The following is a 24,021-nucleotide window of genomic DNA, read 5'->3' as shown; positions in this document are numbered from 1 at the left end:
GAACGCCCGGATACGGACGAATGCAAGGCGAGTGCGATGCGCGTGATCGAAATCGAAGGCGGTTCCGGACCCGCCGAGGCCCTGAAGATCGCCGAACGGCCCGATCCCGTGGCCGGGCCGGGTCAGGTGCTGATCCGGGTTCGGGCGGCGGGTGTGAACCGGCCGGACCTGCTGCAACGCGCCGGCGCCTACCCCCCTCCCCCCGGTGCGTCGGATATTCTGGGGCTTGAGATCGCCGGCGAAGTCGAGGCCATCGGAGAGGGCGTGACGCGCTGGGCGGTCGGCGACCGGGTGTGCGCCCTGCTGGGCGGCGGCGGCTATGCGGAGTTGGCCGTGGTGGATGCGCGTCACATCCTGCCGATCCCCGGGGGTCTGGATTTCGTACAGGCGGCCGTGCTGCCGGAAACCGTCTTCACCGTCTTCGCCAATGTGTTCGAGGGCGGCGCTTTAAAGGCCGGCGAGACCTTGCTGATCCATGGCGCGACCAGCGGCATCGGCGTGACGGCCATCCAGATGGCCAAGGCGGCCGGCGCCCGGGTGATCGCCACCTCACGCGGGGCGGACAAGGCCGCAGCCGCCAAGGCGCTGGGCGCGGACATCAGCCTGGACGCCAAGAGCGATGATCTGGAGGCGCAGATCCGCGAGGCGGGCGGCGCGGACGTGGTTCTGGACATGGTGGGGCGCGATTACGCCGCCCTGAACCTGAACAGTCTGAATGTGGGCGGGCGCTGGGTCGTCATCGCCTCTCTGACCGGCCCCAAGGTCGAGATGGATTTGCAGCGGATCATGCTGAAGCGGTTGACACTGACCGGATCGACGCTGCGCAGCCGCCCGGCGGACGAAAAGGCGCGTCTGACCGCGGCTGTCGAGGCGACCGCCTGGCCGTGGGTCGCATCCGGCAAGGTGAAGCCGCCGGTTCAGGCGGTGTTCGCGTTGGAGCAAGCGGCCGATGCGCACGCCGAACTGGAAGACGGCGGGCACATCGGCAAGATTGTGCTCAGCGTTTAGTAGCGCCCGCCGCGAACGGGGCGCAGTGACGAGATGCTGTCATTGAAGCCGCCGCTCAGGAAACGGACGTCGCCCTCCACGATGCGGCAGCGGCCCCGGAACTCGGCGTCGGTGCAGACTTCCCAGCGGCCTTCGACGCGCATCGAACTGATGCGGTCATTGAAAGGCGTGCGGCCCAGGTTGCGGTCCTCGCTGGTGAACTCACGTGAAGCGCCGCGGAAGTTGGCGTTCTCATAGACGGTGATTGAAGACCGCCCCCAACCGCCGCCATTGCCGCCGCCCCAGCCGGGGCCGCCGTTGCCGGGGCCCCAGCCGCCGCCCGGACGGCCGGGCTGGCTGTCTTCATAGTCGCCACGGAAACGCCCGCAGACCAGCAGGCCGTTGTCGTTGTTGATCTCCTCGCCGCCGCAGCGGTTCAGCTCGATCGACGTGCCGCGCATCCGGCCGCGGGTATCGCGGCAATCGGCATAGAGACGACCGCGATTCACATAGGCTTCCGAACATGACTGGGTGTAGCCGCCGCGCGGGGCGACGCGTTGCTGTGCATAGTCCTGGCCCGAGGCCATCGCTGCGGCCAGAGCCGCGCCAAGCAGAATGGACATGGTGGTTCTCCTCTCCCGAAGCTGAAAAGCTTCATTACCGCGAAGGTTGCGTCAGGGCGGATGAACCGTTGCTGTATGGGATTGTCGCTCAGCGTTTTCTTTTGTGTCGAATAGGCCTATATCGGCATCATACGCGCCCGGTCGAAAGGCCGGGCGCCGTCGTATCCAACGCCAGCCGAAGCCCCTTTCGGCGGCTCAACAACACCGGGACGAACGCCCCATGAGCGACATTCTGATGCCCAAGGCCACTGCGGTCTGGCTGGTCGACAACACCTCTCTCAGCTTCGAGCAGATCGCCGACTTCTGCGGCCTGCACCCGCTGGAAGTCCGCGGCATCGCCGACGGCGACGTGGCGCGCGATATCCGTGGCGTGGATCCCGTCACCGGCGGCCAGCTGACCCGCGAAGAACTGGACAAGGCCCAGGGTGACGAAAACTACCGGATGAAGGCGATCGTCAGCCGCCACGCCGAACTGCTGAAGTCGGCAAAGCCGGCGCCGAAATATACGCCCGTGTCGCGTCGCCAGGACCGCCCCGACGCGATCGCCTGGTTCGTGCGCAACCACCCCGAGGTGACCGACGCCCAGATCGCCAAGATGCTGGGCACGACCAAGTCCACCATCGAGAGCGTGCGCAACCGCACCCACTGGAACAGCGCCAACATCAAGCCGGTCGATCCGGTGACCCTAGGCCTGGTCGGACAGCTGGCGCTGGACGAGATCGTCAAGAAGGCCGCCGACAAGAAGGCCAAGGACGACCTGAAGAACGGCGGCGGCACGATCCAGCCCGTCGAACAGGTCGAGGCAGAGCCCGAGTTCGTGCCGGAAGCCCGCCAACGTCCCGGCGCCGAGCCGACGGCGGAATCGGTGTTCGGCACCAAGGACTGATCTGCCTTCGCGCAACGAAAACGGCCCCGGAGAGCGATCTCCGGGGCCGTCGTCGTTTTCAGGGAGATCGGCGCTAGGTCGCGCGCGCCTCCAGACTGGTGATTTCTTCCTTCAGCCGAAGCTTCTTCTGCTTCAGCGCCCTGACCTGCAACGGATCCGTGGACGGGCGGGTAAGCTCCTTCTGGATGGTCTCATCCAGGGTGCGATGACGATTACCCAGTTCGCGAATACGAGCCTCGATGGTCATGGCTTGCGCCTCCTTTGGTTAGGGACCAGTAGAGTGAGCGCCCGGTTTGGCGCGCTGTGTAATCACTTTCCAGTGACAGCCCGTCGCCCCGGACCCGAAGGAGGCTGACCCCCAAAATGGACGATGATGTGAACGGAGCCATACGGAACCCGCCCCACAGACTGGTGGTCGGAATTTCAGGGGCTTCCGGCGCCGTCTATGGCGCCCGGGTGCTGGATGCGCTGAACGATCTGGGCGTCGAAAGCCATCTGGTCGTGACCAAGGCCGCCCTGCTCACATTGTCGCAGGAGACCGATCTGTCGCCCGACGCACTGACGGCCAAGGCGTCGGTGGTCCACAAGCTGGGCGACGTGGGAGCGACGATCGCCTCCGGCTCGTTCCGCACCCTGGGCATGATCGTGGCGCCCTGCTCGATCAAGACGATGAGCGAGATCGCGACGGGCGTGACCTCGACCCTGCTGACACGCGCGGCGGACGTGACGTTGAAGGAGCGGCGACCGCTGGTGCTGATGGTGCGCGAAACGCCGTTCCACCTGGGCCACCTGCGCACCATGACGGCCTTAGCCGAAATGGGCGCGACCATCGCCCCACCCCTGCCCGCGCTTTACGCTCGGCCGAACTCGATCATGGAGATGGTCGATCAGTCGGTAGGGCGGACGCTGGACCTGTTCGGCCTGGATTGGGGCGCGGTGCGGCGCTGGGAAGGCCTGAAGTCATGAGGCTGTGGGACTGGGCGGTCGCCGCCTATGGAGCGCCGGGCGTTGGAGAGGCGTGTCTGGCGCTGCAGGACAGCCACGACCAGAACGTGCCCTTGCTGCTGTGGTCCGCCTGGGGCGCGGCGACGGGCCGAAAGCCCGACGAAGAGACGATTGAGGCGGCTTGCGACACCGCCCGGGCCTGGGACAGCGTCGTGGTCGCCCCGCTGCGTTCGGTGCGGCGGATACTGAAGGCGCCGGTGCCCGACATCGACGACGGCTCGCGCGAAAGCGTGCGCAACCGCATCAAGGCGCTGGAGCTGGAGGCGGAGCGGCATTTGCTGGACGCGCTGGAGGCGCTGGCGCCCGAACCCGGCGGGCCGGCCCGCCCGATCATCGACGGCCTGGCGGCCACCGCCCGGATGTGGGCGGACGTGACACCGCGCCCGGCCCTGATCCGGCTCGCAGACGCCCTTCCGGCCTGAGATCAGCGTGGCTATAAGCGGCCTGAGACGAGCGGCGTGGAGATGACACGATGAACGACGACACGCCTGCGATCACCGAGGAAATGGCCGAGCTTCAGGCGCGGGTGAACCATCTGCGTCAGGAACACGCCGACCTGGACGCCTCGATCGAGGCCCTGGGTCAGGCCGCCATTCCCGATCAGCTGATGATCGCCCGGCTGAAGCGCAAGAAGCTGGCGCTGAAGGACGAAATCGTGAAGCTGGAAGACCGTATCCTACCCGACATCATCGCCTGATCTGGCCGGGCGGGCGGCCGGTTCCGCCGTGCGACCATCCGCCGCCCTGTCCTAGCCCCAAAGTCGCCAAAGCCAGCTGGCATAAGCCGCCCTCCCACGGAACGCCGTGCGCTGTCGGGGCGCCGCTTCCTTCATTCCAGAGCGTAGAGACGCTGGAGAGGCCGCCGAATGCGACGCCTGCTATCCAACGCGCCGATGGCGCGGTGCAAGACCCTGTTGATCCACTCCGGCCAGACGGCCGCCTTCGCCGCCGTGGCCGTTTTCGCCGCCGCCGCCGCGCCAAACGCCGCGCGTGAGGCCGCCTTGTCGCCGCCGACCCAGATCGCCGCGCCGGTGTCGCCGCCCCTGAAGGCCGAGGTCGAGAAGGCAGGTCCGATCACGCGCCAGATCGCCTTCACCGCCCCGGTGCGGGGCTATGCGATCAACTCGCCGTTCGGCCTTCGCAAACTGGCCATCGAAGCCAAGGCGCGCGCGCACAAGGGCGTGGATATCGCCGCGCCGAAGGGCACGACTGTTTTCACCGCCGCCGAGGGCGAAGTCATTCGCACGGGGTACGACCCCGAGGGCTATGGCAACTTCATCGAGGTGCGCCACCCCAACGGCATGAGCACCCTTTATGGCCACCTCAGCCGGATCGATGTGGCGAACGGCGATGCGGTCGCGCCCGGTCAGCGCATCGGCCTGGTCGGCTCCACGGGCTATTCCACCGGCCCGCACCTGCATTTCGAGGTCCGTCGCGGCGGCGCCCAGGTCAATCCGATCAAGGTGGTCGATCGGCATTTCGAAGTGACGGTCAAGGCCAAGGGCTGACGCCCCTTGCGTTGCGACGGACGTCGCAAACATCCTAGTGTCCCCTCTCGTTCTGGGAGGGATGAATATGAACAAGATCGTCGCCGCCGTCGTCGCGGGGCTGTTGGCCGCCACGCCCATCGCCGCCTCGGCGCAGGACTACGGGCGCTACAGCGAAACCGCCGCACAGACCGAGCTGTCGCGCCTGGCGGATGTGCAGATGGCGGTCATGGTGCCGATGCGCGACGGCGTGGGACTGGCCACCAATGTCTATCGCCCCAAGAACGCGTCCGGCCCCTTGCCGACCGTGTTCGTGCGCACGCCCTATAACGAGTTGGCCTACAACGCCCGCACCACACGCTCGGCCCTGAGCTGGGTCAGCAAGGGCTATGCCTTCGTCATCCAGAACGAGCGGGGACGGTATTTCTCGGGCGGCGACTATCAGATCCTGGGCTATCCCCAGACCGACGGCTATGACGCCCTGACGTGGATTGCGGCCCAGCCCTGGTCGAACGGCAAGGTCGGCACCCTGGGCTGTTCGTCGTCCGCCGAATGGCAGCTGGCCCTGGCGGCACAGAACCACCCCGCCCACGCCGCCATGGTGCCCCAGGCCTCGGGCGCAGGCATCGGCAAGGTTGGACGGTTCCAGGAACAGGGCAACTGGTACACCGGGGGCGTGCCGCGCAACCTGTTCTTCGTGTGGCTGTACGGCGTGGATAACCCGCAGCGTGCCCAGATCCCGATGGATCTCGACCAGGAAACCCGCGCCCGCATCGTTCGCTACAACGACCTGGACGCCAAGAAGCCGGATGTGAACTGGCCCAGCCAGATCCGGCATCTGCCGGTCAACGAGATGCTGAAGGACCTGGGCGAGCCGGCCGGCACGTTCGAGGAACTGATCGCGCGCACCCCGTCCGATCCGGACTGGCGTCAGGGCGGCCTGTATCACGACGACATGGGCTGGGGCGTGCCGTCCCTGTGGTTCAACAGCTGGTATGACGTCTCGATCGGGCCGAACATGGAGCTGTTCAACCACGCCCGGTCCACGACCCAGGATCGCGAGGCGGCCGAGCACCAGTACGTCGTGGTCGGCCCCAACAACCACTGCGCCTTCGGCGGCCTGGGGCCGAACTACAAGTCGGGCGACCGGCCGCTGGGCGACGCCACTTTCGACAGCGACGCCCTGGTGCACGCCTGGTTCGACCGCTGGCTGAAGGGCGAGCGCCGCGCCTTCCCCGAGAGCACGCCGCACGTGCAGTATTTCAACATGGGCGAAAACGCCTGGCGCACGGCCGCGCAGTGGCCGCCGGCCGGGGTCAAGACGGTGCGGATGTATCTGCGCTCGGGCGGCGGGGCCAACAGCCTGAACGGCGATGGCCTGCTGAGCCTTCAGGCGCCGCCCGCCGGCGAGCCGGCAGACCGCTATCGCTATGATCCGATGAACCCGGTCCAGACCATCGGCGGCGGCGATTGCTGCAACGGCGGGCTGGTCACGGCCGGGGCCTTCGATCAGCGGCCGATCGAGGCGCGCAACGACGTGCTGGTCTATACGTCGGAGGCGCTGACCGAGCCGATGCAGGTCACCGGCTTCATTGATGCGGTGCTGAAGGTGTCGTCCTCTGCCCCCGACACCGATTTCGCGGTCAAGCTGGTGGATGTGGCGCCGGACGGCACGGCCTATATCCTGGGCGACACCATCATGCGGGCGCGCTATCGCAACGGCTATGACCGCCCCGCGCCCCTGACGCCGGGACAAGTGGCGACCGTGCAGCCCACGCCGCTGACCATCAGCAACACCTTCCAGCCCGGTCACCGCATCCGGGTCGAAGTCACCAGCTCCAACTTCCCCAAGTTCGTGCGCAACCTGAACACGGGCGGGGCGAACGAGACCGAGAGCCAGGGCGTGGTCGCCGACAACGCCGTCCATCACGCGGGCGACGACGCCTCCTACATCGACCTGCCTGTGGTGAAATAGGCGCCCCCGCGCCGAAGTCGCTGGCGTCCCCTGTCGTCGGATTCTAGTCTGACGACAGGGATTTGGGAGGCGACATGGCGGCGTTGACGCTGGATAGGGTGAACAAGCGATACGGCGATTTCCACGCCGTGCGCGATCTGAGTTTTCAGGTCGAGAAGGGGGCGATCTGCGGCTTTCTGGGACCGAACGGGGCGGGCAAGACCTCGACCCTACGGATGATCCTGGGGTTGCAGCCGGCGACGTCGGGGCGGATCGAGATCCTGGGCGCCGACGACGGGCGCAAGGTGCGCGACCGGATCGGTTTCCTGCCCGAGGAGCGCGGCCTCTACAAGAAGATGACGCCGGTCGAGGCCATCGCCTTCTTTGGCGCGCTGAAAGGCCTGCCGGTCGCCGAGGGCCGCAAGCGCGCCAAGACCCTGCTGGAGCAGCAGGGGCTGGGCGAGGCGCAGAAAAAGAAGATGAAGGAGCTGTCCAAGGGGATGGCGCAGAAGGTGCAGCTGATCGCCTCGGTCGTGCATCAGCCGGAGTTCGTCATCCTGGACGAACCCTTCTCCGGTCTGGACCCGATGAACCAGCAGGGCTTGGAGGCGATGATTCGCGGGCTGGCCGCGAACGGCGCCACGGTGCTGTTCTCCACCCACGTGATGCAGCATGCCGAGCGGCTGTGCGACAAGGTCGTGTTGCTGGCCCGCGGCAAGAAGGCATTCGAAGGGACGGTGGATCAGGCCAAGGCCACCTCGCCGCGCTTCCTGTATCTGGACGGCGCGATCAGCGCAGACGACGCCGCCGCCCTGCCCGGCGTCGCGGGCGTCGAGACCCTGTCCAACGTCGATGGCGTGCGTCGGCTGAAGATCGCCCTGGCGCCCGGCGCCGGGGGTCAGGACACGTTGAAGACGGCCTTCCTGAACGGGCTGGACGTGCGCGGCTTCGCGCTGAAGGAGCCGACGCTGCACGACGCCTTCATCGGCCTGACCGGCGACCATCCCGACCAACCCGTCGCATCCGTGGAGGCTGCCCGATGAACCGCACCCTGCTGATCGCGCGACGCGAATATGTCGCCTACGCCAAGACCGTCGGCTTCTGGCTGTCGCTTCTTGCCTTTCCGCTGTTCGCCGTGCTGGGCGGCGGCATTCCGGCGCTGATCAAGGCCTCCGAGCCGATCAAGTCGGTGGCGGTGATCGAGGAAGGCCCCAATGCGACGGGGCTGGCCGCCGCCGTGCGCGCCTCTCTGCAAGCCGATGTGGATCGTCAGAACGAGCGCCTGCGCGAAGCCGCCGAAAAGGGACAGGCGGGCGCCGGGCGCGCCGTCGCCTCCATCACCGGCCCCAAGATCCGTCTGGTCGACGCACCGCCCGCCATCGCCGACGCCGTCGGCCCGGCGCGTGACGAGGCGATCCGCAAGGCGCTGGACAAACAGACCTCCAAGGCCAGGCGCCTCGACGCCGTGGTGTTCTTGAGCCGCACGGATGGGAAGCCCGCCGCCCAGGTCTGGACCGCGCGCGCCACCGACAACGACGTCTCAGGCTTCGTCCGCAACGCCCTGCGCGATGCCCGGCGCACCGAACTTCTGACCGCCGCCGGGGTCGCCCCCGCCGTGGCGCAGGAGGTTCAGACCTTCCGGCCTGAGGTGAAGTCCTTCTCGCCCAGCGCGGCCAGCGGGGGCGAGGTGTCGATGCGTGACCGGATCCCGTCCTTCATCGGCCTGGGCGTCGGCTTCCTCTTGTGGTCGCTGGTTATCACAGGGGCCTCGATCCTGCTGAACAGCGTGATGGAGGAGAAGTCGAACAAGATCCTGGAGGTGCTGCTGTCCTCGGCCTCGGCGACCGAAATCCTGACGGGCAAGGTGCTGGGCGTGGCGCTGCTGACCCTGACGGTCATGGGCGTCTGGGGCGGGATCGGGGCCTTCACCCTGATCTCGGCCTCGCCCGAGACGGCGGCAACGGTCGGACAGGTGCTGCTGCACGACGGCCTGATCTTCTATTTCATCGCCTATATGGTCGGCGGCTACCTGATGTATGCGGTGCTGTTCGCCGCCATCGGCGCTTTCTGCGAGACGCCGCGCGACGCCCAGACCTTGATGGGGCCGATCATGATGATCCTGGTCGTGCCGATTCTGGTGATGCAGATGGCCCTGACGAGCCCGGATGCGCCGGTGGTGAAGGTGTTGTCCTGGATTCCCTTCTTCACCCCGTTCCTGATGAGCGCGCGCGCGCCCAGCGATCCGCCGCTGGTGGAGGTGATTCTGACGCTGATCGGCATGTTCGCGACCGCCGCCTTCATGGTGTGGATCGCCGGGCGGGCCTTCCGCGCCGGCGCCCTGTCAGACGTGAAGCTGAGCTGGAAGAGCTTTGGCCGGGCCATCACCGGGCGGGCGTAGGCGGCACGGTTGTCTCCTCCCCGTCGCGTCGCGATGGGGAGGTGGCGCGGCGCTTCTTCCGTCAAAACTTGAAGAGCCCTGCCCCACGCTCCGCAGAAACGAAAAGCAAAGAAAAAGGCCGCTTCCCGAAGGAGGCGGCCTTAAATCTTTCGGCTTTCGCCGGGGTCTTAACGACCGCCGGGGACGCGCGGCTTCGGCGCGGGCAGCAGGCCCTCGCGCTGCATGCGCTTGCGCGCCAGCTTGCGGGCGCGACGGATGGCTTCAGCCTTCTGACGGGCGCGCTTTTCCGAGGGCTTCTCGAAGTGCACGTGGCGCTTCATTTCACGGAAGCTGCCCTCGCGCTGCATCTTCTTCTTCAGGGCTTTCAGCGCTTGGTCGACGTTGTTGTCGCGAACGAAAATCTGAACCAGGTTAAACTCTCCTTTGGCCGCCCGCCGCGTCCTGTGAGGGAGACGGGCGAACAAAATAAAATCGTCTTCCGACAGCCGGGCTCTCGGATGAAGGCGCGCTGATACACGAGCCGCCCCCTTCTGTCCAGATCGTCGCGACCATTCTTCAAGGCTCGAAACGCCATGACGACCGGCGTATGATCGCCCTTATGACCGAGACGACAGACTGGGCCGACCGGACCGAACAGACCGTGCTGGACGCCGCCATCGCCCGCGCGCCCGCCCTGGGCTGGAACGCGCGTCTGTTGCGCGAAGCCTGTGAGGCGTGCGGCCTGTCGCAGGGGGACGAGGAACTGCTGCTGCCCAACGGCGCGCGCGATCTGGCGGCCCTGCTGTCGCGCCGCCACGATGCGCGAGCGCTGGCGGCTCTGGGTGAGATCGACGCCAAATCGCTGAAGATTCGCGAGCGAATCGCCCGCGCCGTGTCCGAGCGGATGGAGGCGGGCGCCGCCGATCTGGAGGCCACGCGTCGCTGCGCCGCCTTCCTCGCCCTGCCCGTCAACGCCGACCTGGGGCTGAAACTGGCCTGGGAGAGCGCGGATCATCTGTGGCGCTGGGCCGGGGACGAGGCGACCGACTGGAATCACTATTCGAAGCGGACGATCCTGTCGGGCATCCTGATTCCCGCCCTGACCATGCGCTGGTTCGACGGCCGCGAAACGGCCGAGGCTTTCGTCGCCCGCCGGATCGAAAACGTCATGGCCTTCGAGAAGTGGAAGGCGGGCAAGGACTTCGACGCGCCGTTCCGAAAGGTCAGCGACGCGCTGAGCCGCATGCGGTTTGGGGCGAGGGCGTAAAGCGAACGCGTCTAGGTTGCGGAAGAACGCAACCCATGCGACCCCTTCGCTCTAACGGAGAGTGTAGGATGCAAAAGACTATCGTCTTGAGTGGCGTGGGCGTTTTGGCCGGGTCAGCGCTTTTGGGCGCACTCTCTTACCAAGAGCCGCCGTCACAAGTGAAACCGAAGGTCTGCTGGGTTGAGAGCAAACCGATTCCCAACGGCCTGCTCAATCTCGTGCGGTGTGACGCGACTAAGGTCGACTGATCAGACCACGCCCAACACCCGGTTCACATGCGCCATTTTGCGGCCGGGGCGGGCCTCGGCCTTGCCGTAGAGGTGAAGGCGTTCGTCGGACTTGGCCGACAGCTTGCGCCAGTCCTCGACCTCGTCGCCCAGCAGATTGGTCATTTCGATGCGGGCGTGGGCCTTCGTGGGGCCGAGCGGCCAGCCGGCGACGGCGCGGATATGCTGTTCGAACTGATCGCAGACGCAGCCGTCCTGGGTCCAGTGACCGGTGTTGTGAACGCGCGGTGCGATCTCGTTGACCAGAAGCACGTCGTCGCCGAGGTCGAAGAGCTCGACGCCCAGAACGCCGACGTAGTCCAGCCCGTCCAGGATCGCCTCGGCGATGGCGCGGGCGCGAACTTGCGTCTTCTCGTCCACGGCGGCGGGGGCCAGGGTGGTGCGCAGGACGCCGCCTTCGTGCCGGTTCTCGCCCAGCGGATAGACCGCCATATGGCCGTCCCAGTCGCGGGCGGCGATGACCGACAGTTCGCGCACGAAGGTCGCCTTGGCCTCCAGGATGGCCGGACGCCCCCCCAAGCTTTCCAGGGCGGCGGGCGCGTCCTCGATGGCGTGGATCCAGACCTGACCCTTGCCGTCATAGCCTTCGCGGCGGGTCTTAAGGAGGGCGGGCAAGCCCAGTTCGGTTAGGCCGACGACCAGGTCGTCCAGCGTGTCGATGACGGCGAAGGCGACCGTCGGGGCGCCGACGGCGTTCAGGAAGGTCTTTTCGTCCACCCGGTCCTGCGACACGCGCAGCGCCGTCGGTCCCGGCGCGACGAGGGCGCCGGCCTCGGCCAGACGCTCGATGGATTCGGCCGGCACGTTCTCGAACTCGAAGGTGACGACATCGGCGGCGCGGCCCAGCGCCGACAGGGCCTTGGGGTCGTCATAGGCGGCGACGATCTGGCGCGCCGAGACCCGGCCGGCCGGGCTGTCGGCCTCGGGGTCCAGGATCACGACGTTGAAGCCCAGGCGCGAGGCGGCCTGGCTCAGCATCCGGCCCAGCTGGCCTCCGCCGATGATGCCGAGGGTCGAACCGGGGGGAAGCGGAAGATCAGGCACTCAGTCCTCGACGGTTTCTGCGACGGATTCGGTCTGGGCGGCGCGGAAGGCGGCCAAGCGTCCAGCCAACTCTTCGTCCGACAGGGCCAGGATCTGGGCGGCCAGGATGCCGGCGTTGGCGGCCCCCGCCTCGCCGATGGCTAGGGTGGCGACCGGAACGCCCGCCGGCATCTGCACGATCGACAGCAGACTATCCATGCCCTTCAGCGCCTTGGACTGGACCGGCACGCCCAACACCGGCAGTTCGGTCATGGAGGCGGCCATGCCCGGCAGATGGGCGGCGCCCCCTGCTCCGGCGATGATGACCTTGTATCCGGCGGCCTTGGCGCCCGTGGCGAAATCGACCAGGCGCTGCGGCGTGCGGTGGGCGCTGACGACCTTGGCGTCCCAGGCGACGCCCAGTTGATCCAGGCGATCGGCGGCCAGCTTCATGGTCGGCCAGTCGGACCGGCTGCCCATGATGATCGCCACCGGGGTTTCGGAAGTCGCCATGTCTGCAAGGCCCCTCGCGGAAAGGCGCCGGTTACAGCACGCGGGTGACGCCCGCAACCGCAACACCGTGATTTCAGCCGCGTCGCCCCGTAATGTCGGCCTTCAATGTCGGCGGATCACGCTCTACCATCGTTCGACCGCGCGACGCAGACTGAGTCGCGCCTTCGGAGCCATCCCTGCGCCGTGACCGACGTGGCTGAACACGACCTGACCGCCGAGATCGCGCGCCTGCGCGTCGAGCTGGAAGCGTGGAAGACGCGCGCCGCGGCCGCCGAGGCCGCCGCCGACCACGATGTGCTGACGCCCGCCCTGAACCGGCGCGGCTTCATCACGGCGATGCAGCGGACCATGGCCTATTGCCAGCGGCACGGGGTGCCGGCGGTGCTGCTGTATCTGGACATGGACGGGTTCAAGAGCGTCAACGACAACCTGGGCCATGCCGCCGGCGATGCGGCCCTGGTCGCGGTGGCCGAGCTGCTCCTGGCCAATCTGCGCGAGTCGGATGCGGTGGGTCGGCTGGGCGGGGACGAGTTCGCCCTGCTGATGTTGCACGCGGGATATGAAGAGGGCCGGGCCAAGGCGCGTCAGCTGGCCGAGGCGCTTAAGACCGAGGGCTTCGTCTGGGACGGCCAGAAGACCGAACTGGGCGGCTCGTTCGGCGTGCGCGCCTGGGACGGCCATACCGACGCCGAGGTCTGGCTGACCGAGGCCGACGCCGCCATGTGGGTGAGGAAGAAGGGGCGCTGAGGCCCCTTCCCGCCCCTGCCGCTTAAAGCGGCAGTTTCAGCTGAATGCCGCCCATGTGGCTGTCGGCGTGGTCGCCGAAGCGGCCGCGATAGCCGACCGTCACCTTGACCGGGCCGACCGAACCCTCAACGCCGGCCGAGGCCAGGAACTGTCCGCCGAACGGATCGTCGATCTCGCGCGACAGCACCTGGGCCGGGTTGTTGTAGAGACCGACGCGCACCGGATCGGAGCTGTCGTCCAGAGCGTCGCGGTAGCCGCCCTCGGCGAACAGGCCGAAGCCGCCCATTTCCGCCTCGGCGCGCAGGGCGACCTCGCCGGTCAGGGCCTTCACGGTGCGGTCGCCGTATTGATACTGGGCGCCGACGCCCTGTTCGTAATAGCCGTCCACGTCGCTGGAGACGTAGGCCAGGGCGGCGCGGGGCGACAGGGCGACGCCGCCCATGTCGAACCACATGCCGCCTTGCAGACGCGCGCCGCTGCTGAGCGCGCGGGTTTCGGCGGTGTGGACGATCGGCGCCAGGCTGGTGGTGCGTTCGATGTCGTCGATGTTGTCGCGCGCCACGCCGACGGCGGCGTTGACGAAGACATCGCCCGAGCGCCAGCCGCCATAGACGTCCAGGCCGAAGCTTTCGACGTTGAACTGCAGCGCCTGGCTTTCGACGTCGGTGTTGCGCGCCGTGCCGGCCAGACCGAAGCGCCAGTTGGCCGAGGGGCCGGCCTCAAGCGCGATGCGGGCGCCCCAGCCGTCGCTGGACGAACTGGTGACCGAGCCGCGCGCGTCGGTGTCGACGCTGTCGATCAGGGCCGAGGTGGTGACGGACACGCCGGCCTCCCACGGCTGACGACCCGACAGGGCCTCGCCGGCGGCGTCCAGGGCGTCCTCGCGGTGACGATAGGTCGTCTCACCCTGCAAGGTCGATTGGGCGCCGATGTCGCCATAGTAGAGATAGTCGGTCGCCAGCTGGGCGATGATCCGGTGGCCCGCTGCGGTCGGGTGGACGCCGTCGAAGTAGAAGTAGCTGTCGGGGTTGGAGCAGACCGTCGCCCCGTTGAAGCAGGGCTGGGTGATGTTGGTGATGCCGAACAGGCCCGGATTGCCAGCCAGGGTGTCGCCGATCTTGTACAGGTCCATCATGATGATGTTGCTGCCTGGGCGGGCGGCGGCCGTGGCGGTCAGATTGGTCTGGAGCGCGGTGTTGAAGGTGGTGACGGCGAAGTCGGCCAGAGGCGCGGCGGTCGTGCCGCGGAACTGAGGCGTCAGGCTGAGTTTGGGCAGGTTGGTGACCAGGATGGTCCCGGCCCCCGCGCCCGCCACGGTGTTGACCAGGCTGTTGATGTTGCCGGCGGCGGTCGTGGCGACCGGGGTGATGGCGGCGACCGGACTGGCGGAAGCGCCGGCGGCGGGCAAGCCTTGGAAGATGTCGTTGGCGCCGCCCAGGACGCTGACCAGATCCGTCGAGCTGAAACGGCCGCCCGCAGCGGTGTAACGAGACAGCTGGTTCAGCATGCCGAACGGCACGCCGGCCGAGGCGTCGGTGCGCGAGCCGCCGAAGGCGTAGTTGATGCTGCCCGTGACCGAGCCGTTGAAGTTGGCGGCGTTGAAGCCCAGCAGTTCAACGAAGGTCGGACCGTTCGAGAAGCGGCGCGCATAGGGCGGCGACGGCGGCTGGGTCCCTCCCGAGATCAGAAACAGGTTGCCGTTGTCGCTGAGGCTGTCGCCGAAGACGACAAGACGGTTGTAGGTCTGGGCCGAGGCCGAGCCGGCAAAGGCGCAGGCGGCGAGCGCCAAGGCAGCGACGGCGCCGCCGGTGATGAAGCGTGACATGAATATCCTCCCGCAGCCGTCGTTGCGCGGCCGTTCGACGTGAGGATGCGCCAGTTCGCGCAGAGCGCAAGATGCCGCGAGGTCAGCTTTGAGAAGATATTTGCGAGCGACGTATCACTGCAACGTGCGGAACTTCAGCGTGCCCGGCACGGTCTTGAGTTCACGCAGCGCCTCCGGGTCGTAGTCGCGGTCCACATCGGTGATGACATAGCCCGTGCGCTCGTCCGTTTTCAGATGCTGGCCCAGGATGTTCAGGCCTGCCGACGCCAGGGCGCGGTTCAGTTCGGCCAGCACGCCCGGCTGGTTCCGGTGGATGTGCAGGATGCGGTGGGCGCCCGAAACCTCGGAGAGTTGGACGTTGGGCAGGTTGACGCTGAAGGTCGTGTCGCCCCGGTTCAGATAGCCCAGCAGACGTTCGGCCGCGAACTCGGCGATGGCCTCCTGCGCCTCTTCGGTCGAGCCGCCGATGTGCGGCGTCAGGATCATGTTGGGCAGGCCCTGAAGCGGGCTCTCGAAGGGGTCGGCGTTGGTGCGCGGCTCCTCGGGGAAGACATCGACGGCGGCGCCGGCGACCCGGCCCGAGCCGATCGCCTGGGACAGGGCGCCGACATCGACCACATGGCCGCGCGCCAGGTTCAGGAACAGCGCGCCTTCCTTCATCCGGCCGAACTGGGCCGCGCCGAAGATGTTGGCGTTCTCCTTGCGGCCATCGACATGCAGGGTGACCACGTCGCTTTCGGCCAGCAGCGCATCCAGCGAGCGCATGCGGCGCGCATTGCCCAGGGCCAAGCGCTCGGACAGGTCGTAGAACAGCACCCGCATGCCCAGGTTTTCAGCCAATACCGACAACTGGCTGCCGATCGCGCCGTAGCCGACGATGCCCAAGGTCTTGCCACGCAGCTCCTTGGAGCCGGTGGCGGACTTGTTCCACTTGCCGACGTGCATGGCCGCCGACTTGTCCGGAACGTCGCGCATCAGGACGATCATCAGGCCGATGGCCAGTTCGACTACCGAACGAGTGTTCGAATAGGGGGCGTTGAACACCGCCACCCCGTGATCCGACGCCGCATCCAGATCGATCTGGTTGGTGCCGATGCAGAAGGCCGCGACAGCCATCAGCCGATCAGCCTGTTCCAGAACGCGGCGGCTGACCGTGGTCTTGGAGCGGATGCCCAGGACATGGACGCCCTTGATGGCCGCGATCAGGTCGTCCTCGTCCAGCGCGCCCTTCTGGGTTTCAACCGAATAGCCCGCCTCCTCAAGCCGCTCGACGGCGGCGGGGTGGATGTTTTCCAGGAGCAGCATCTTCATGCGGCTGCGCGGGAAGGACCAGCGACCGACCAGGCCTTCGGCATGTAGCACCTCGTCGAGCGACGCGGCCTCGGCGTCGGCGACCTGGACCACCGGCGCGCGGCGCACGACCTCGGTGAAGGCGTAGAAGGCGTCGGCGGCGCCCGCGATCTTGACCTCGGCGTCGTTCCAGCCATCGCCCACCATGACGACGCGGCCCGACAGGTTCAGGCCGTGAATGGCGGTCGGCTTACCATTGACGTGCGACAGCGGGTTGGCGTCGTCCACGCCGACCACGCGGTCGTCGGCGTCATAGATCAGATCGTTGCACAGCAAGCGATCGGCAGCGACGCCCAGCTCTTCCGCGACGGGCGCGATCACCTCGCGAAAGCCCCCGGAGAGGATGACGACCTTGCCCTTATTCTGCTGGAAGAAATTTAGGTTGCGCCGCACCGACGCCGTCAGGTGGTCCGACGCGCTCTGGGCCAAGGCGGTGACATGGGCGCGGGTCAGCGGCAGAAGAGCCAACCGGCGACGCAAAGCCTCGCCGAACTCGATATCTCCGGTCATGGCCTGATCCGTCAGGGCGGCGATCTGGGCTCGGGTTTCGGCAGCGCCGGGCGCATCCGCCAGGGCGATGTCGGCCAAGGCTTCCAGGGTTTCGAAATCGACCAGGGTCGAATCGAAGTCGAAGATCAGGGTGGGGCGTGCGCTCATGGGCGGCGTCTTAGCGGCCTTCGCGCCTGCGGCAAAGCCGAGCGATACTGCTCACTGTGGGCAGATGCGCTAAAAGTATGCCGCCCGCCAGGATTTTCACCGGGCGGGCGGCACGAAAATGTCAGAAGCGCGCGATGCGGCGCACGTGGCTGTCGGGACGACGGCTTTCGAGCACCGCTGCGCCGACGGCTGCGGCGATGGTCGCCACCGCCAGCAGCGCGCCGCCTTCGCGGGCGTGATCACGCGCATATTGACCGGCGTCGTCAGCATAGCGGCGCGCCGTCTTGCCATGCTTCTTCAGCGCCTTCTTGCCGTCTTTGCGGGCCGAACGGAACCAGTCGTCGGCGCGGTCGCGTACATCATAGGCGGCGTCTGCCGCACGATGGCGGGCGTCGCGCGACAGCGCGCCAGCGCGTTCACCGACATCCTCGGCGCGGTGGCGGAAGGCGTCGACGGCATCGTGGAAACGGTCTCGCAGTTCGGACGTATCGACCCAGCCGCGCGGGTCGATACGCGACTTGATGCGCTGGTAACGGGTGGGGCCGCTGCGTTGCGTCAAATAGACGACGGCGACGGCGCCGAGCGCGACCGCGAGGAGGCTGCCGGCGGTGATGCCGGGGTGTTTGCGAATCTCTTCGATCGGATCGATGTCGCGGATCATCGGCGGAACCTCTTCAGTTATTGGCGTCATGAACGGAGCGACGGCTCCGCTTGAGCCAAAAGAGCGATCCGCGCCGAAATCGGTTCCGTCGCCCTCCCCCAGACCCAGCGGATTAGCCCCCTTATCAAGTCGCCTGCGGGCGCCTACATAGCCGCGATCCCCAAATGACGCCCCAAAGGACCTCGCCGTGACCGATCACGCGCCCAATATTCCCGTTTCCGACGATCTGGCCGCCGCCTTCCAGATCGAAGGCTGGCCCGTGCGCGGTCGTCTGGTTCGCCTAGGCGCGACCATCGACAAGATCCTGGCCGCCCACGCCTATCCCGAGCCGGTCGCCGCACTGTTGGGCGAGGCCTGCGCGCTGGCGGCCCTGATCGGCTCCAGCCTGAAGTTCGAGGGTCGGCTTTTGGTCCAGGCGCAGGGCGACGGCCCCGTCCGCTATGTCGTCGCCGATTACGGCACCGACGGATCGCTGCGCGGCTATTGCCGCTATGACGAGGCTGAGGTCGCCGAGGCGTCGCAGGGGTTTGCCCGTCCCGGCGCCCGCTCGCTGCTGGGCCAGGGCGTCTTCATCATGACGCTGGATCGCGGCCCGGACTTCGAGCGCACCCAAGGCATCACGCCGATCGAGGGCGAAAGCCTGTCGCTGGCGGCCGAACACTATTTCCAGCAGTCAGAACAGGTGCCGACCAAGGTGCGTCTGGCCGTCGGCCAGGTTCAGACCGAGGCCGGATCGCAATGGCGCGCCGGCGGCGCGATGATCCAGATCATCGCCGGCGACGAGGCCCGCGGCTCGACCGAAGAAGTCTGGGACCGCACGCGAGCCCTGTTCGGCACGCTGGGCGATGACGAACTGGTCGATCCGACGATCTCGCCCGAGACGCTGCTGTTCCGCCTGTTCCACGAGGACGGCGTGCGGCTGGAGGGCGCGCGAGAACTGACGGCCGTCTGCCGTTGCTCGCGCGAACGGATCACCTCGGTCCTCGCGTCCTTCGATCCGGCCGAGCGCGCCGAAATGCTGGAAGACGACGGCAAGATCCGCGTCACCTGCGAATACTGCGCCACGGTCTATGCGCTGGACCCCGAAGAAGTGGTCGCAGAGCAAATCTGAACGAGAAAGGTCGGCTCCGGGGAGCCGCCCTTTTTTGATCTCAGCCTTCCAAATCCAGCGAATAGCCCGCCGAGCGGACCGTGCGGATGGGATTGGCGCTTTCGTCGGCGATGGCCAAGGCCTTGCGCAGGCGACCGACGTGGACGTCCACCGTGCGAGCCTCGACATAGACGTCCGAGCCCCAGACCGCGTCAAGCAGCTGCTCGCGGCTGAACACCCGTCCGGGGTGCTGCATGAAGTGGTCCAGCAAGCGGAACTCGGTCGGGCCCAGATGGACCTCCTTGCCGTTGCGCTTCACCCGGTGCGAGACGCGATCCACGACGATGTCGCCGTGGTTCAAACGGTCGTCGGCCAGACCGGGACGGATGCGGCGCAGGACGGCGCGGATGCGCGCGATCAGTTCGACCATCGAGAAGGGCTTGGTCAGATAGTCGTCCGCGCCGGTGTCCAGGCCGCGAACCCGGTCGCTCTCCTCGCCGCGCGCCGTCAGCATGATGATCGGCAGGTTGCGGGTCTCGGCCTTGCCGCGAATGCGACGGCAGACCTCGATGCCCGACAGCTTGGGCAGCATCCAGTCCAGCAGAACAAGATCGGGCAGACGCTCGTCGATCTGCAGCATGCCCTCCTCGCCGTCGGCGGCGACGGCGACGTCGTAGCCTTCCTTTTCGAGATTGTACTGAAGAAGGGTCGCCAGCGCGTCCTCGTCTTCCATCACAAGGATATAGGGCTGCACGTCGGGTCTCCGGTCTCGGGTCAGTGCGTCGAAAGGTTCGGCGTCGGATCGGAATCCTCAGCCGTGGGCTGGGCGCGCGGGCGTTCGCCCACGATGTCCTCGCCCGTGATCTCGTAGTGAACGGTCTCGGCGATGTTGGTCGCGTGATCGCCGATCCGCTCCAGGTTCTTGGCCATGAAGAGCAGATGGGTGCAGGCGCCGATCGTGCGCGGATCGCCCATCATGTAGGTCAGCAGTTCGCGGAACAGGGCGTTGTAGTGCTCGTCGACCTCGTCGTCGGTCTGCCAGACGGCGACGGCGCGATCGAGTTCCGAGGCCGTATAGGCGTCCAGCACATCACGCAGGCGGGTCGAGACCAGCCGTCCCATCCGCTCGATCGAACGGGTCAGGGGCTGCATCGGCTGGGCTTCGGCCAGGATCAGCGCGCGCTTGGCGATGTTCTTGGCGAGGTCGCCGGTGCGCTCCAGATCGGTGGCGATCTTCATGGCGCCCAGGGTGCGGCGTAGGTCGCTGGCGACCGGCTGGCGCAGGGCGATCAGGCGGATCGCCTTCTTCTCGATATCGCGGTGCAGGGCGTCCAGCTTCAGATCGCGTTCCACCACGGCGCGGGCCAGGGCGATGTCGCGCCGGGCGACGGAATCGATGGCGTCCGCGACCTGGGCCTCGGCAAGGCCGCCCATGCGGGCGATCTCGGCCGTGATCTGGTTCAGTTCGTCGCCATAGGCTTTGACGGTGTGCTGGTTCATCGGATTAGCCGAAGCGTCCCGTGATGTAGTCGAGCGTGCGCCGTTCGCGCGGATTCTGGAAGATGTCTTCCGTGTCCCCGGTCTCGACCAGACGGCCCATGTGGAAGAAGGCGGTGCGTTGCGACACGCGCGCGGCCTGGGCCATCGAGTGGGTGACGATGACGATGCAGAACCGCTCGCGCAGTTCGTCGATCAGCTCCTCGATCCGCGCCGTGGCGATGGGGTCCAGCGCCGAGCAGGGTTCGTCCATCAGGATGACCTCGGGGTTCACGGCGATGGCGCGGGCGATGACCAGACGCTGCTGCTGGCCACCCGACAGACCCATGGCCGACGATTGCAGGCGGTCGGCGACCTCGTCCCACAGGCCGGCGCGCTTCAGCGCCTTTTCGACGACCTCATCCATCTCAGCCTTCGAGGACACCAGGCCGTGAATCTTGGGCCCATAGGCGACGTTTTCGTAGATGGATTTGGGGAAGGGGTTCGGACGCTGGAACACCATGCCGACGCGGGCGCGCAGCAGCACCGGGTCAATGGAGCGGTCGTTGATGTCCTCGCCGTCCATAGCGATGCGGCCCGTGACCTTGGCCCCGGCGATGGTGTCGTTCATGCGGTTCATGGTCCGCAAGAAGGTGGACTTGCCGCAGCCCGACGGGCCGATCAGGGCCGTGACGGTCTTGTCCGGGATGTCCAGCGAGACGTCGTAGAGCGCCTGTTTGCCCTCATAGAAGACCGAGACATCGCGCGCGGCGATTTTGATCGGACCGACGGGCGGGCTGTCGACCACGGCGGGGCCCGACCGGGGCGTAGCGTCCTCGACGCGCGGTTCGGCGGCTGCGCCCTTGGACGGAGCGATTTCGGGCAGGACCTGGCCGCCCATGCGCGGCGCTTCGGTCGGATCGACCGAGCCGGCACCGGTCTGGTCCTCGGCGGAGCGGAAAATACGGAATTTCATTCTCTTACCACCGACGCTCGAAGCGCCGCCTCAGGATGATGGCCGCCGCGTTCATGATGATCATGAAGACCAGAAGGACGATGATCGCCGCAGCGGTGCGTTCGTGGAAGGCCCGCTCCGAGGCGTTCTCCCAGATGTAGATCAGCGAGGGCAACGCGCCGACCGGCTGGTCGATGGCGTGCGGCACGCCCGGCACGAAGCTGACCATGCCGATCAGCAGCAGCGGCGCGGTCTCGCCCAGGGCGTGGGCCATCGAGATGATGGCGCCGGTCATGACGCCGGGCATGGCCAGCGGCAGGACATGGCTGAACACGGTCTGGGTCTTGGATGCGCCCATGGCCAGAGCGGCCTCGCGGATTGAAGGGGGCACGGCCTTCAGCGCCGAACGGGTGGCGATGACCAGGGTCGGCAGGGCCATCAGCGCCAGGACCAGACCGCCGACGATGGGACTGGCGCGCGGCAGATGCATCCAGTTGATGAACAGGGCCAGACCCAAGAGGCCGTAGACGATCGACGGCACGGCCGCGAGGTTGTTGATGTTGACCTCGATGATGTCGGTCAGCTTGTTCTTGGGCGCGAACTCTTCCAGCCAGATGGCCGCGCCGACGCCCAGCGGAATGGCGATCAGGGCCGTGACCATCAGCATCAGGGCCGAACCGACCACGGCGCCCAAGACGCCCGCCAGCTCGGGCTGGGTCGAATCGCCGTTGGTGAACAGGGCGGTGTTGAAGTGCGAGCCGATCACGCCATTGGACTTCATCCGATCCAGCCAGGCGATCTGCTGATCGGTAAGGCGGCGTTGATCCTCAGGCGTGGCCTTGGAGATTTCGCCCTTCAGATACAGATCGGCGTCGTCGGACAGCGGCACGGCCAGGGGCACGGTCTCGCCGATCACCTCGCTGCGCTTGGCGACAAGGTCGGCGGCGACGAACTTCAGCTCAGACGAGAACAGCCGCTTCATCTGCGCGGCCTTCGTGCCGGCCGCGTCGTCCTGAATGCCCATGCGGGCCAGCTGCTGCTCGGCGGCCAGTTGCTCGAAGTTTGAGCCCTGCGGATAGGCGCGGTCGACGCGCGACGGGTCCATGAAGACCGGCACGGTGACGGTGTGGGTGTAGAAGGCGGTGTGGCCCTGCTCGACGATGCGGACCAGCAGCACGGCCAGGAACAGCATGGCGGCGGCGATGGCCAGGCGGCCATACCATTTGAAGCGCGTTTCCCTCGCGTGACGACGCTTCAGGCCCGCACGCAGGCGGTCCAGACGTCCGTTAGCGGCCGCGCCGGCGATCTGATCGGGGGTCGCGTCAGTCATATTGTTCCCGATAGGTCTGCACGATCCGGTGGGCGATGATGTTCAGCATCAGGGTCACCAGGAACAGGGTCAGGCCCAGGCCGAAGGCGGACAGGGTCTTGGCGCTGTTGAACTCCTGGTCGCCGGTCAGCAGGGTCACGATCTGCACGGTGACGGTGGTGACGGTGTCCAGCGGATTGAAGGTCAGATTGGCGGCCAGGCCCGCGGCCATGGTCACGATCATGGTCTCGCCGATGGCGCGCGACACGGCCAGCAGCAGGGCGCCGGCGATACCCGGCAGCGCGGCGGGCAGAAGAACCCGCTTCACCGTCTCGGACTTGGTCGCGCCCATGGCGAACGAGCCGTCACGCAGCGACTGGGGCACGGCGTTCAGAATGTCGTCGGACAGGGACGAAACGAACGGGATCAGCATGATGCCCATCACTGCGCCGGCCGTCAGGGCCATCTGGTTCTGAACCAAGGCCAGGTATTGGCCCAGCCCGTCCAGCGGTCCGCCGATCAGGAAGAGGCCTACCTCGTTGAACAGGACCCGCAGCAAGGGTCCGACGGTCAGGGCGGCGAAGAAGCCGTAAACGACGGTCGGCACGCCGGCGAGAACCTCTAGCAGCGGCTTGATCACGGCGCGGGTCGTGCGGCTGGCGTATTCCGACAGATAGATGGCCGACAGCAGGCCGATCGGCGCGGCGACGCACATGGCGATGACCATGATCAACAGGGTGCCGGCGAACAGCGGCACGGCTCCGAAGGCGCCCGACGATCCGACCTGATCGGCGCGGATGGCGATTTGCGGGCTCCATTGGGTGCCGAACAGGAAGTCGAGAACCGGCACCTTCTGAAAGAAGCGGAAGCTGTCGAAGGCCAGGGAGGCGATGATGCCCAGGGTCGTCAGGACGGCGATGGCCGAGCAGACGAACAGGGCGCCGTAGATCCAGCCCTCGACCCGGTTGCGGGCGCGCGTCTGGGGCTTGATCTGCGTCAGGGCGAACAGTCCGCCCAGGATGGCGGCCAGGATGGCGGCGACGCCGCCGCCCCACGACAGGGTGCGTTCGATGCGAACCATGCGGCGCGCCTCGACCGGCAGCTCTTCGGCCAGCGGACGCTCCCAGATCTGCAGGGCGGGCTCGCCACGACCCACGCGGTGGGCGTCGGCGAAGAAGGCGTCACGACGGAAGCGCTCCAGCGCCGCGACTGCATCAGGCGTGCCGGCGGCCGTCAGCTGACGCTGCAGCGGGGCGGCGAAGACCGAGGCCAGGATCAAGACCAGCAGAGCCGGCGCGGCGACCCAGATCAGCGCATAGGCGCCGTGCTGGCCGGGGCGGGAATGGGGCTTTGCGCCGATCGCACGACGACGCGCCAACGCGCGCCCGCCCAGGAAGGCGGCCGCACTCAAGGCGACGAGGATCAGCAGATAAATCCAGATCATTCAGAAGTCCGAAGCGCCGTGCGCGAATCGACGACGGTCCTGAACATCGGGACCAACGCGGCGCGACTACTGCCTGCGAATGGTCAGCGGATTACGACG

At 67.2% G+C, this 24,021-nt stretch carries 25 protein-coding genes; 12 read left to right on the top strand and 13 right to left on the bottom strand.

All coding sequences use genetic code 11. The features are described from left to right. Positions 1 to 36 precede the first annotated feature (36 nt). Positions 37 to 1,008, top strand: coding sequence for an NAD(P)H-quinone oxidoreductase (locus KAK88_RS06385; protein ID WP_242078332.1), 972 nt, complete (start codon positions 37 to 39; stop codon positions 1,006 to 1,008). Here KAK88_RS06385 and KAK88_RS06380 read toward each other — a convergent pair. Beyond that, on the bottom strand, positions 1,005 to 1,610 hold the full coding sequence (locus KAK88_RS06380) for a beta/gamma crystallin-related protein (RefSeq protein ID WP_161638845.1): 606 nt from the start codon (positions 1,608 to 1,610) through the stop codon (positions 1,005 to 1,007). The genes KAK88_RS06385 and KAK88_RS06380 overlap by 4 nt on opposite strands. Before the next feature lie 220 nt (positions 1,611 to 1,830). Between KAK88_RS06380 and KAK88_RS06375 the strand changes: the two genes are divergently transcribed. Continuing rightward, entirely contained in the window at positions 1,831 to 2,496 is a 666-nt protein-coding gene (locus KAK88_RS06375; RefSeq protein WP_039245300.1) for a DUF1013 domain-containing protein, read from the top strand. 73 nt (positions 2,497 to 2,569) lie between these two features. Here the strand turns inward: KAK88_RS06375 and KAK88_RS06370 are convergent, their stop codons facing one another. Then, positions 2,570 to 2,743, bottom strand: a complete 174-nt coding sequence (locus KAK88_RS06370) for a YdcH family protein (RefSeq protein WP_017505994.1) — start codon at positions 2,741 to 2,743, stop codon at positions 2,570 to 2,572. 116 nt (positions 2,744 to 2,859) lie between these two features. On the opposite strand from KAK88_RS06370, the gene KAK88_RS06365 reads away from it, so the two are divergent. From KAK88_RS06365 to KAK88_RS06335, 7 genes are all read left to right on the top strand, one after another. Then, a complete protein-coding gene (locus KAK88_RS06365) occupies positions 2,860 to 3,462 on the top strand; it encodes a UbiX family flavin prenyltransferase (RefSeq protein ID WP_242078331.1) in 603 nt (200 codons plus the stop codon). Continuing rightward, complete coding sequence (locus KAK88_RS06360) at positions 3,459 to 3,923, top strand: TIGR02444 family protein (RefSeq protein WP_242078330.1); 465 nt, start codon at positions 3,459 to 3,461, stop codon at positions 3,921 to 3,923. The genes KAK88_RS06365 and KAK88_RS06360 overlap by 4 nt, the downstream gene beginning before the upstream one ends. A gap of 50 nt (positions 3,924 to 3,973) precedes the next feature. After that, a complete protein-coding gene (locus KAK88_RS06355) occupies positions 3,974 to 4,198 on the top strand; it encodes a YdcH family protein (protein ID WP_017505991.1) in 225 nt (74 codons plus the stop codon). Positions 4,199 to 4,366: 168 nt separating this feature from the next. After that, positions 4,367 to 5,008 (top strand): M23 family metallopeptidase, encoded by a 642-nt coding sequence (locus KAK88_RS06350; RefSeq protein ID WP_277928837.1) that lies wholly within the window; start codon positions 4,367 to 4,369, stop codon positions 5,006 to 5,008. A 67-nt stretch (positions 5,009 to 5,075) separates the two neighbouring features. Continuing rightward, on the top strand, positions 5,076 to 6,962 hold the full coding sequence (locus KAK88_RS06345; RefSeq protein WP_242078329.1) for a CocE/NonD family hydrolase: 1,887 nt from the start codon (positions 5,076 to 5,078) through the stop codon (positions 6,960 to 6,962). A gap of 74 nt (positions 6,963 to 7,036) precedes the next feature. Then, a complete protein-coding gene (locus KAK88_RS06340) occupies positions 7,037 to 7,984 on the top strand; it encodes an ABC transporter ATP-binding protein (protein WP_242078328.1) in 948 nt (315 codons plus the stop codon). Next, positions 7,981 to 9,339: an ABC transporter permease gene (locus tag KAK88_RS06335; protein ID WP_242078327.1), complete on the top strand. Its 1,359-nt coding sequence runs from the start codon at positions 7,981 to 7,983 to the stop codon at positions 9,337 to 9,339. Before KAK88_RS06340 ends, KAK88_RS06335 begins: the two co-directional genes overlap by 4 nt. 167 nt (positions 9,340 to 9,506) lie before the next feature. Here the strand turns inward: KAK88_RS06335 and rpsU are convergent, their stop codons facing one another. After that, a complete protein-coding gene (rpsU, locus tag KAK88_RS06330) occupies positions 9,507 to 9,749 on the bottom strand; it encodes a 30S ribosomal protein S21 (RefSeq protein WP_026108547.1) in 243 nt (80 codons plus the stop codon). A gap of 188 nt (positions 9,750 to 9,937) precedes the next feature. Between rpsU and KAK88_RS06325 the strand changes: the two genes are divergently transcribed. Then, positions 9,938 to 10,585 (top strand): COQ9 family protein, encoded by a 648-nt coding sequence (locus tag KAK88_RS06325; RefSeq protein WP_242078326.1) that lies wholly within the window; start codon positions 9,938 to 9,940, stop codon positions 10,583 to 10,585. A gap of 248 nt (positions 10,586 to 10,833) precedes the next feature. On the opposite strand, the gene KAK88_RS06320 is transcribed toward KAK88_RS06325, so the two are convergent. Then, complete coding sequence (locus tag KAK88_RS06320) at positions 10,834 to 11,916, bottom strand: 5-(carboxyamino)imidazole ribonucleotide synthase (RefSeq protein WP_242078325.1); 1,083 nt, start codon at positions 11,914 to 11,916, stop codon at positions 10,834 to 10,836. Further along, entirely contained in the window at positions 11,917 to 12,408 is a 492-nt protein-coding gene (gene purE, locus KAK88_RS06315; RefSeq protein WP_242078324.1) for a 5-(carboxyamino)imidazole ribonucleotide mutase, read from the bottom strand. It abuts the gene before it with no gap. 183 nt (positions 12,409 to 12,591) lie between these two features. Here purE and KAK88_RS06310 point away from each other — a divergent pair, with 183 nt between their 5' ends. After that, positions 12,592 to 13,155, top strand: coding sequence for a GGDEF domain-containing protein (locus KAK88_RS06310; RefSeq protein WP_242078323.1), 564 nt, complete (start codon positions 12,592 to 12,594; stop codon positions 13,153 to 13,155). 22 nt (positions 13,156 to 13,177) lie between these two features. Here the strand turns inward: KAK88_RS06310 and KAK88_RS06305 are convergent, their stop codons facing one another. The 3 genes from KAK88_RS06305 to KAK88_RS06290 form a co-directional block, all read right to left on the bottom strand. Next, positions 13,178 to 14,980: an autotransporter domain-containing protein gene (locus KAK88_RS06305; protein ID WP_242078322.1), complete on the bottom strand. Its 1,803-nt coding sequence runs from the start codon at positions 14,978 to 14,980 to the stop codon at positions 13,178 to 13,180. A gap of 114 nt (positions 14,981 to 15,094) precedes the next feature. Next, the gene (serA, locus tag KAK88_RS16135) at positions 15,095 to 16,987 is read right to left on the bottom strand and encodes a phosphoglycerate dehydrogenase (RefSeq protein ID WP_277928836.1); all 1,893 of its coding nucleotides are present in this window, start codon (positions 16,985 to 16,987) and stop codon (positions 15,095 to 15,097) included. A 121-nt stretch (positions 16,988 to 17,108) separates the two neighbouring features. After that, entirely contained in the window at positions 17,109 to 17,678 is a 570-nt protein-coding gene (locus KAK88_RS06290; RefSeq protein ID WP_242078321.1) for a hypothetical protein, read from the bottom strand. Between the two features lie 157 nt (positions 17,679 to 17,835). Between KAK88_RS06290 and KAK88_RS06285 the strand changes: the two genes are divergently transcribed. Beyond that, on the top strand, positions 17,836 to 18,759 hold the full coding sequence (locus KAK88_RS06285) for an Hsp33 family molecular chaperone (RefSeq protein WP_161638832.1): 924 nt from the start codon (positions 17,836 to 17,838) through the stop codon (positions 18,757 to 18,759). 40 nt (positions 18,760 to 18,799) lie between these two features. Here KAK88_RS06285 and phoB read toward each other — a convergent pair whose 3' ends face one another. The 5 genes from phoB to pstC are packed head-to-tail and all read right to left on the bottom strand — an operon-like array spanning position 18,800 to position 23,922. Then, positions 18,800 to 19,492 (bottom strand): phosphate regulon transcriptional regulator PhoB, encoded by a 693-nt coding sequence (phoB, locus tag KAK88_RS06280; protein ID WP_017505977.1) that lies wholly within the window; start codon positions 19,490 to 19,492, stop codon positions 18,800 to 18,802. Positions 19,493 to 19,512: 20 nt separating this feature from the next. After that, complete coding sequence (gene phoU / locus KAK88_RS06275) at positions 19,513 to 20,238, bottom strand: phosphate signaling complex protein PhoU (protein ID WP_017505976.1); 726 nt, start codon at positions 20,236 to 20,238, stop codon at positions 19,513 to 19,515. 4 nt (positions 20,239 to 20,242) lie between these two features. Continuing rightward, positions 20,243 to 21,190, bottom strand: coding sequence for a phosphate ABC transporter ATP-binding protein PstB (gene pstB / locus KAK88_RS06270; protein WP_185223868.1), 948 nt, complete (start codon positions 21,188 to 21,190; stop codon positions 20,243 to 20,245). Positions 21,191 to 21,194: 4 nt separating this feature from the next. Further along, entirely contained in the window at positions 21,195 to 22,499 is a 1,305-nt protein-coding gene (gene pstA, locus KAK88_RS06265) for a phosphate ABC transporter permease PstA (RefSeq protein WP_242078320.1), read from the bottom strand. Continuing rightward, positions 22,492 to 23,922 carry a phosphate ABC transporter permease subunit PstC gene (gene pstC / locus KAK88_RS06260; protein ID WP_242078319.1) on the bottom strand — a complete coding sequence of 477 codons (1,431 nt, stop codon included), beginning with the start codon at positions 23,920 to 23,922 and terminating at the stop codon, positions 22,492 to 22,494. The genes pstA and pstC overlap by 8 nt, the downstream gene beginning before the upstream one ends. Between the last annotated feature and the right edge of the window lie 99 nt (positions 23,923 to 24,021).

It is taken from the genome of Brevundimonas diminuta, assembly GCF_022654015.1.
Lineage (GTDB): Bacteria > Pseudomonadota > Alphaproteobacteria > Caulobacterales > Caulobacteraceae > Brevundimonas > Brevundimonas diminuta_C.
The sequence above is the reverse complement of the archived record's forward strand: the minus strand, read 5'-3'. Positions and strand labels throughout refer to the sequence as shown.

Excerpts from the sequence above, each read along its gene's own strand:
- KAK88_RS06385 (WP_242078332.1), top strand. The coding sequence starts at position 37 with ATGCGCGTGATCGAAATCGAAGGCGGTTCCGGACCCGCCGAGGCCCTG.
- KAK88_RS06380 (WP_161638845.1), bottom strand. The coding sequence starts at position 1,610 with ATGTCCATTCTGCTTGGCGCGGCTCTGGCCGCAGCGATGGCCTCGGGC.
- KAK88_RS06375 (WP_039245300.1), top strand. The coding sequence starts at position 1,831 with ATGAGCGACATTCTGATGCCCAAGGCCACTGCGGTCTGGCTGGTCGAC.
- KAK88_RS06370 (WP_017505994.1), bottom strand. The coding sequence starts at position 2,743 with ATGACCATCGAGGCTCGTATTCGCGAACTGGGTAATCGTCATCGCACC.
- KAK88_RS06365 (WP_242078331.1), top strand. The coding sequence starts at position 2,860 with ATGGACGATGATGTGAACGGAGCCATACGGAACCCGCCCCACAGACTG.
- KAK88_RS06360 (WP_242078330.1), top strand. The coding sequence starts at position 3,459 with ATGAGGCTGTGGGACTGGGCGGTCGCCGCCTATGGAGCGCCGGGCGTT.
- KAK88_RS06355 (WP_017505991.1), top strand. The coding sequence starts at position 3,974 with ATGAACGACGACACGCCTGCGATCACCGAGGAAATGGCCGAGCTTCAG.
- KAK88_RS06350 (WP_277928837.1), top strand. The coding sequence starts at position 4,367 with ATGCGACGCCTGCTATCCAACGCGCCGATGGCGCGGTGCAAGACCCTG.
- KAK88_RS06345 (WP_242078329.1), top strand. The coding sequence starts at position 5,076 with ATGAACAAGATCGTCGCCGCCGTCGTCGCGGGGCTGTTGGCCGCCACG.
- KAK88_RS06340 (WP_242078328.1), top strand. The coding sequence starts at position 7,037 with ATGGCGGCGTTGACGCTGGATAGGGTGAACAAGCGATACGGCGATTTC.
- KAK88_RS06335 (WP_242078327.1), top strand. The coding sequence starts at position 7,981 with ATGAACCGCACCCTGCTGATCGCGCGACGCGAATATGTCGCCTACGCC.
- KAK88_RS06325 (WP_242078326.1), top strand. The coding sequence starts at position 9,938 with ATGACCGAGACGACAGACTGGGCCGACCGGACCGAACAGACCGTGCTG.
- purE (WP_242078324.1), bottom strand. The coding sequence starts at position 12,408 with ATGGCGACTTCCGAAACCCCGGTGGCGATCATCATGGGCAGCCGGTCC.
- KAK88_RS06305 (WP_242078322.1), bottom strand. The coding sequence starts at position 14,980 with ATGTCACGCTTCATCACCGGCGGCGCCGTCGCTGCCTTGGCGCTCGCC.
- serA (WP_277928836.1), bottom strand. The coding sequence starts at position 16,987 with ATGAGCGCACGCCCCACCCTGATCTTCGACTTCGATTCGACCCTGGTC.
- KAK88_RS06290 (WP_242078321.1), bottom strand. The coding sequence starts at position 17,678 with ATGACGCCAATAACTGAAGAGGTTCCGCCGATGATCCGCGACATCGAT.
- phoU (WP_017505976.1), bottom strand. The coding sequence starts at position 20,238 with ATGAACCAGCACACCGTCAAAGCCTATGGCGACGAACTGAACCAGATC.
- pstB (WP_185223868.1), bottom strand. The coding sequence starts at position 21,190 with ATGAAATTCCGTATTTTCCGCTCCGCCGAGGACCAGACCGGTGCCGGC.
- pstA (WP_242078320.1), bottom strand. The coding sequence starts at position 22,499 with ATGACTGACGCGACCCCCGATCAGATCGCCGGCGCGGCCGCTAACGGA.
- pstC (WP_242078319.1), bottom strand. The coding sequence starts at position 23,922 with ATGATCTGGATTTATCTGCTGATCCTCGTCGCCTTGAGTGCGGCCGCC.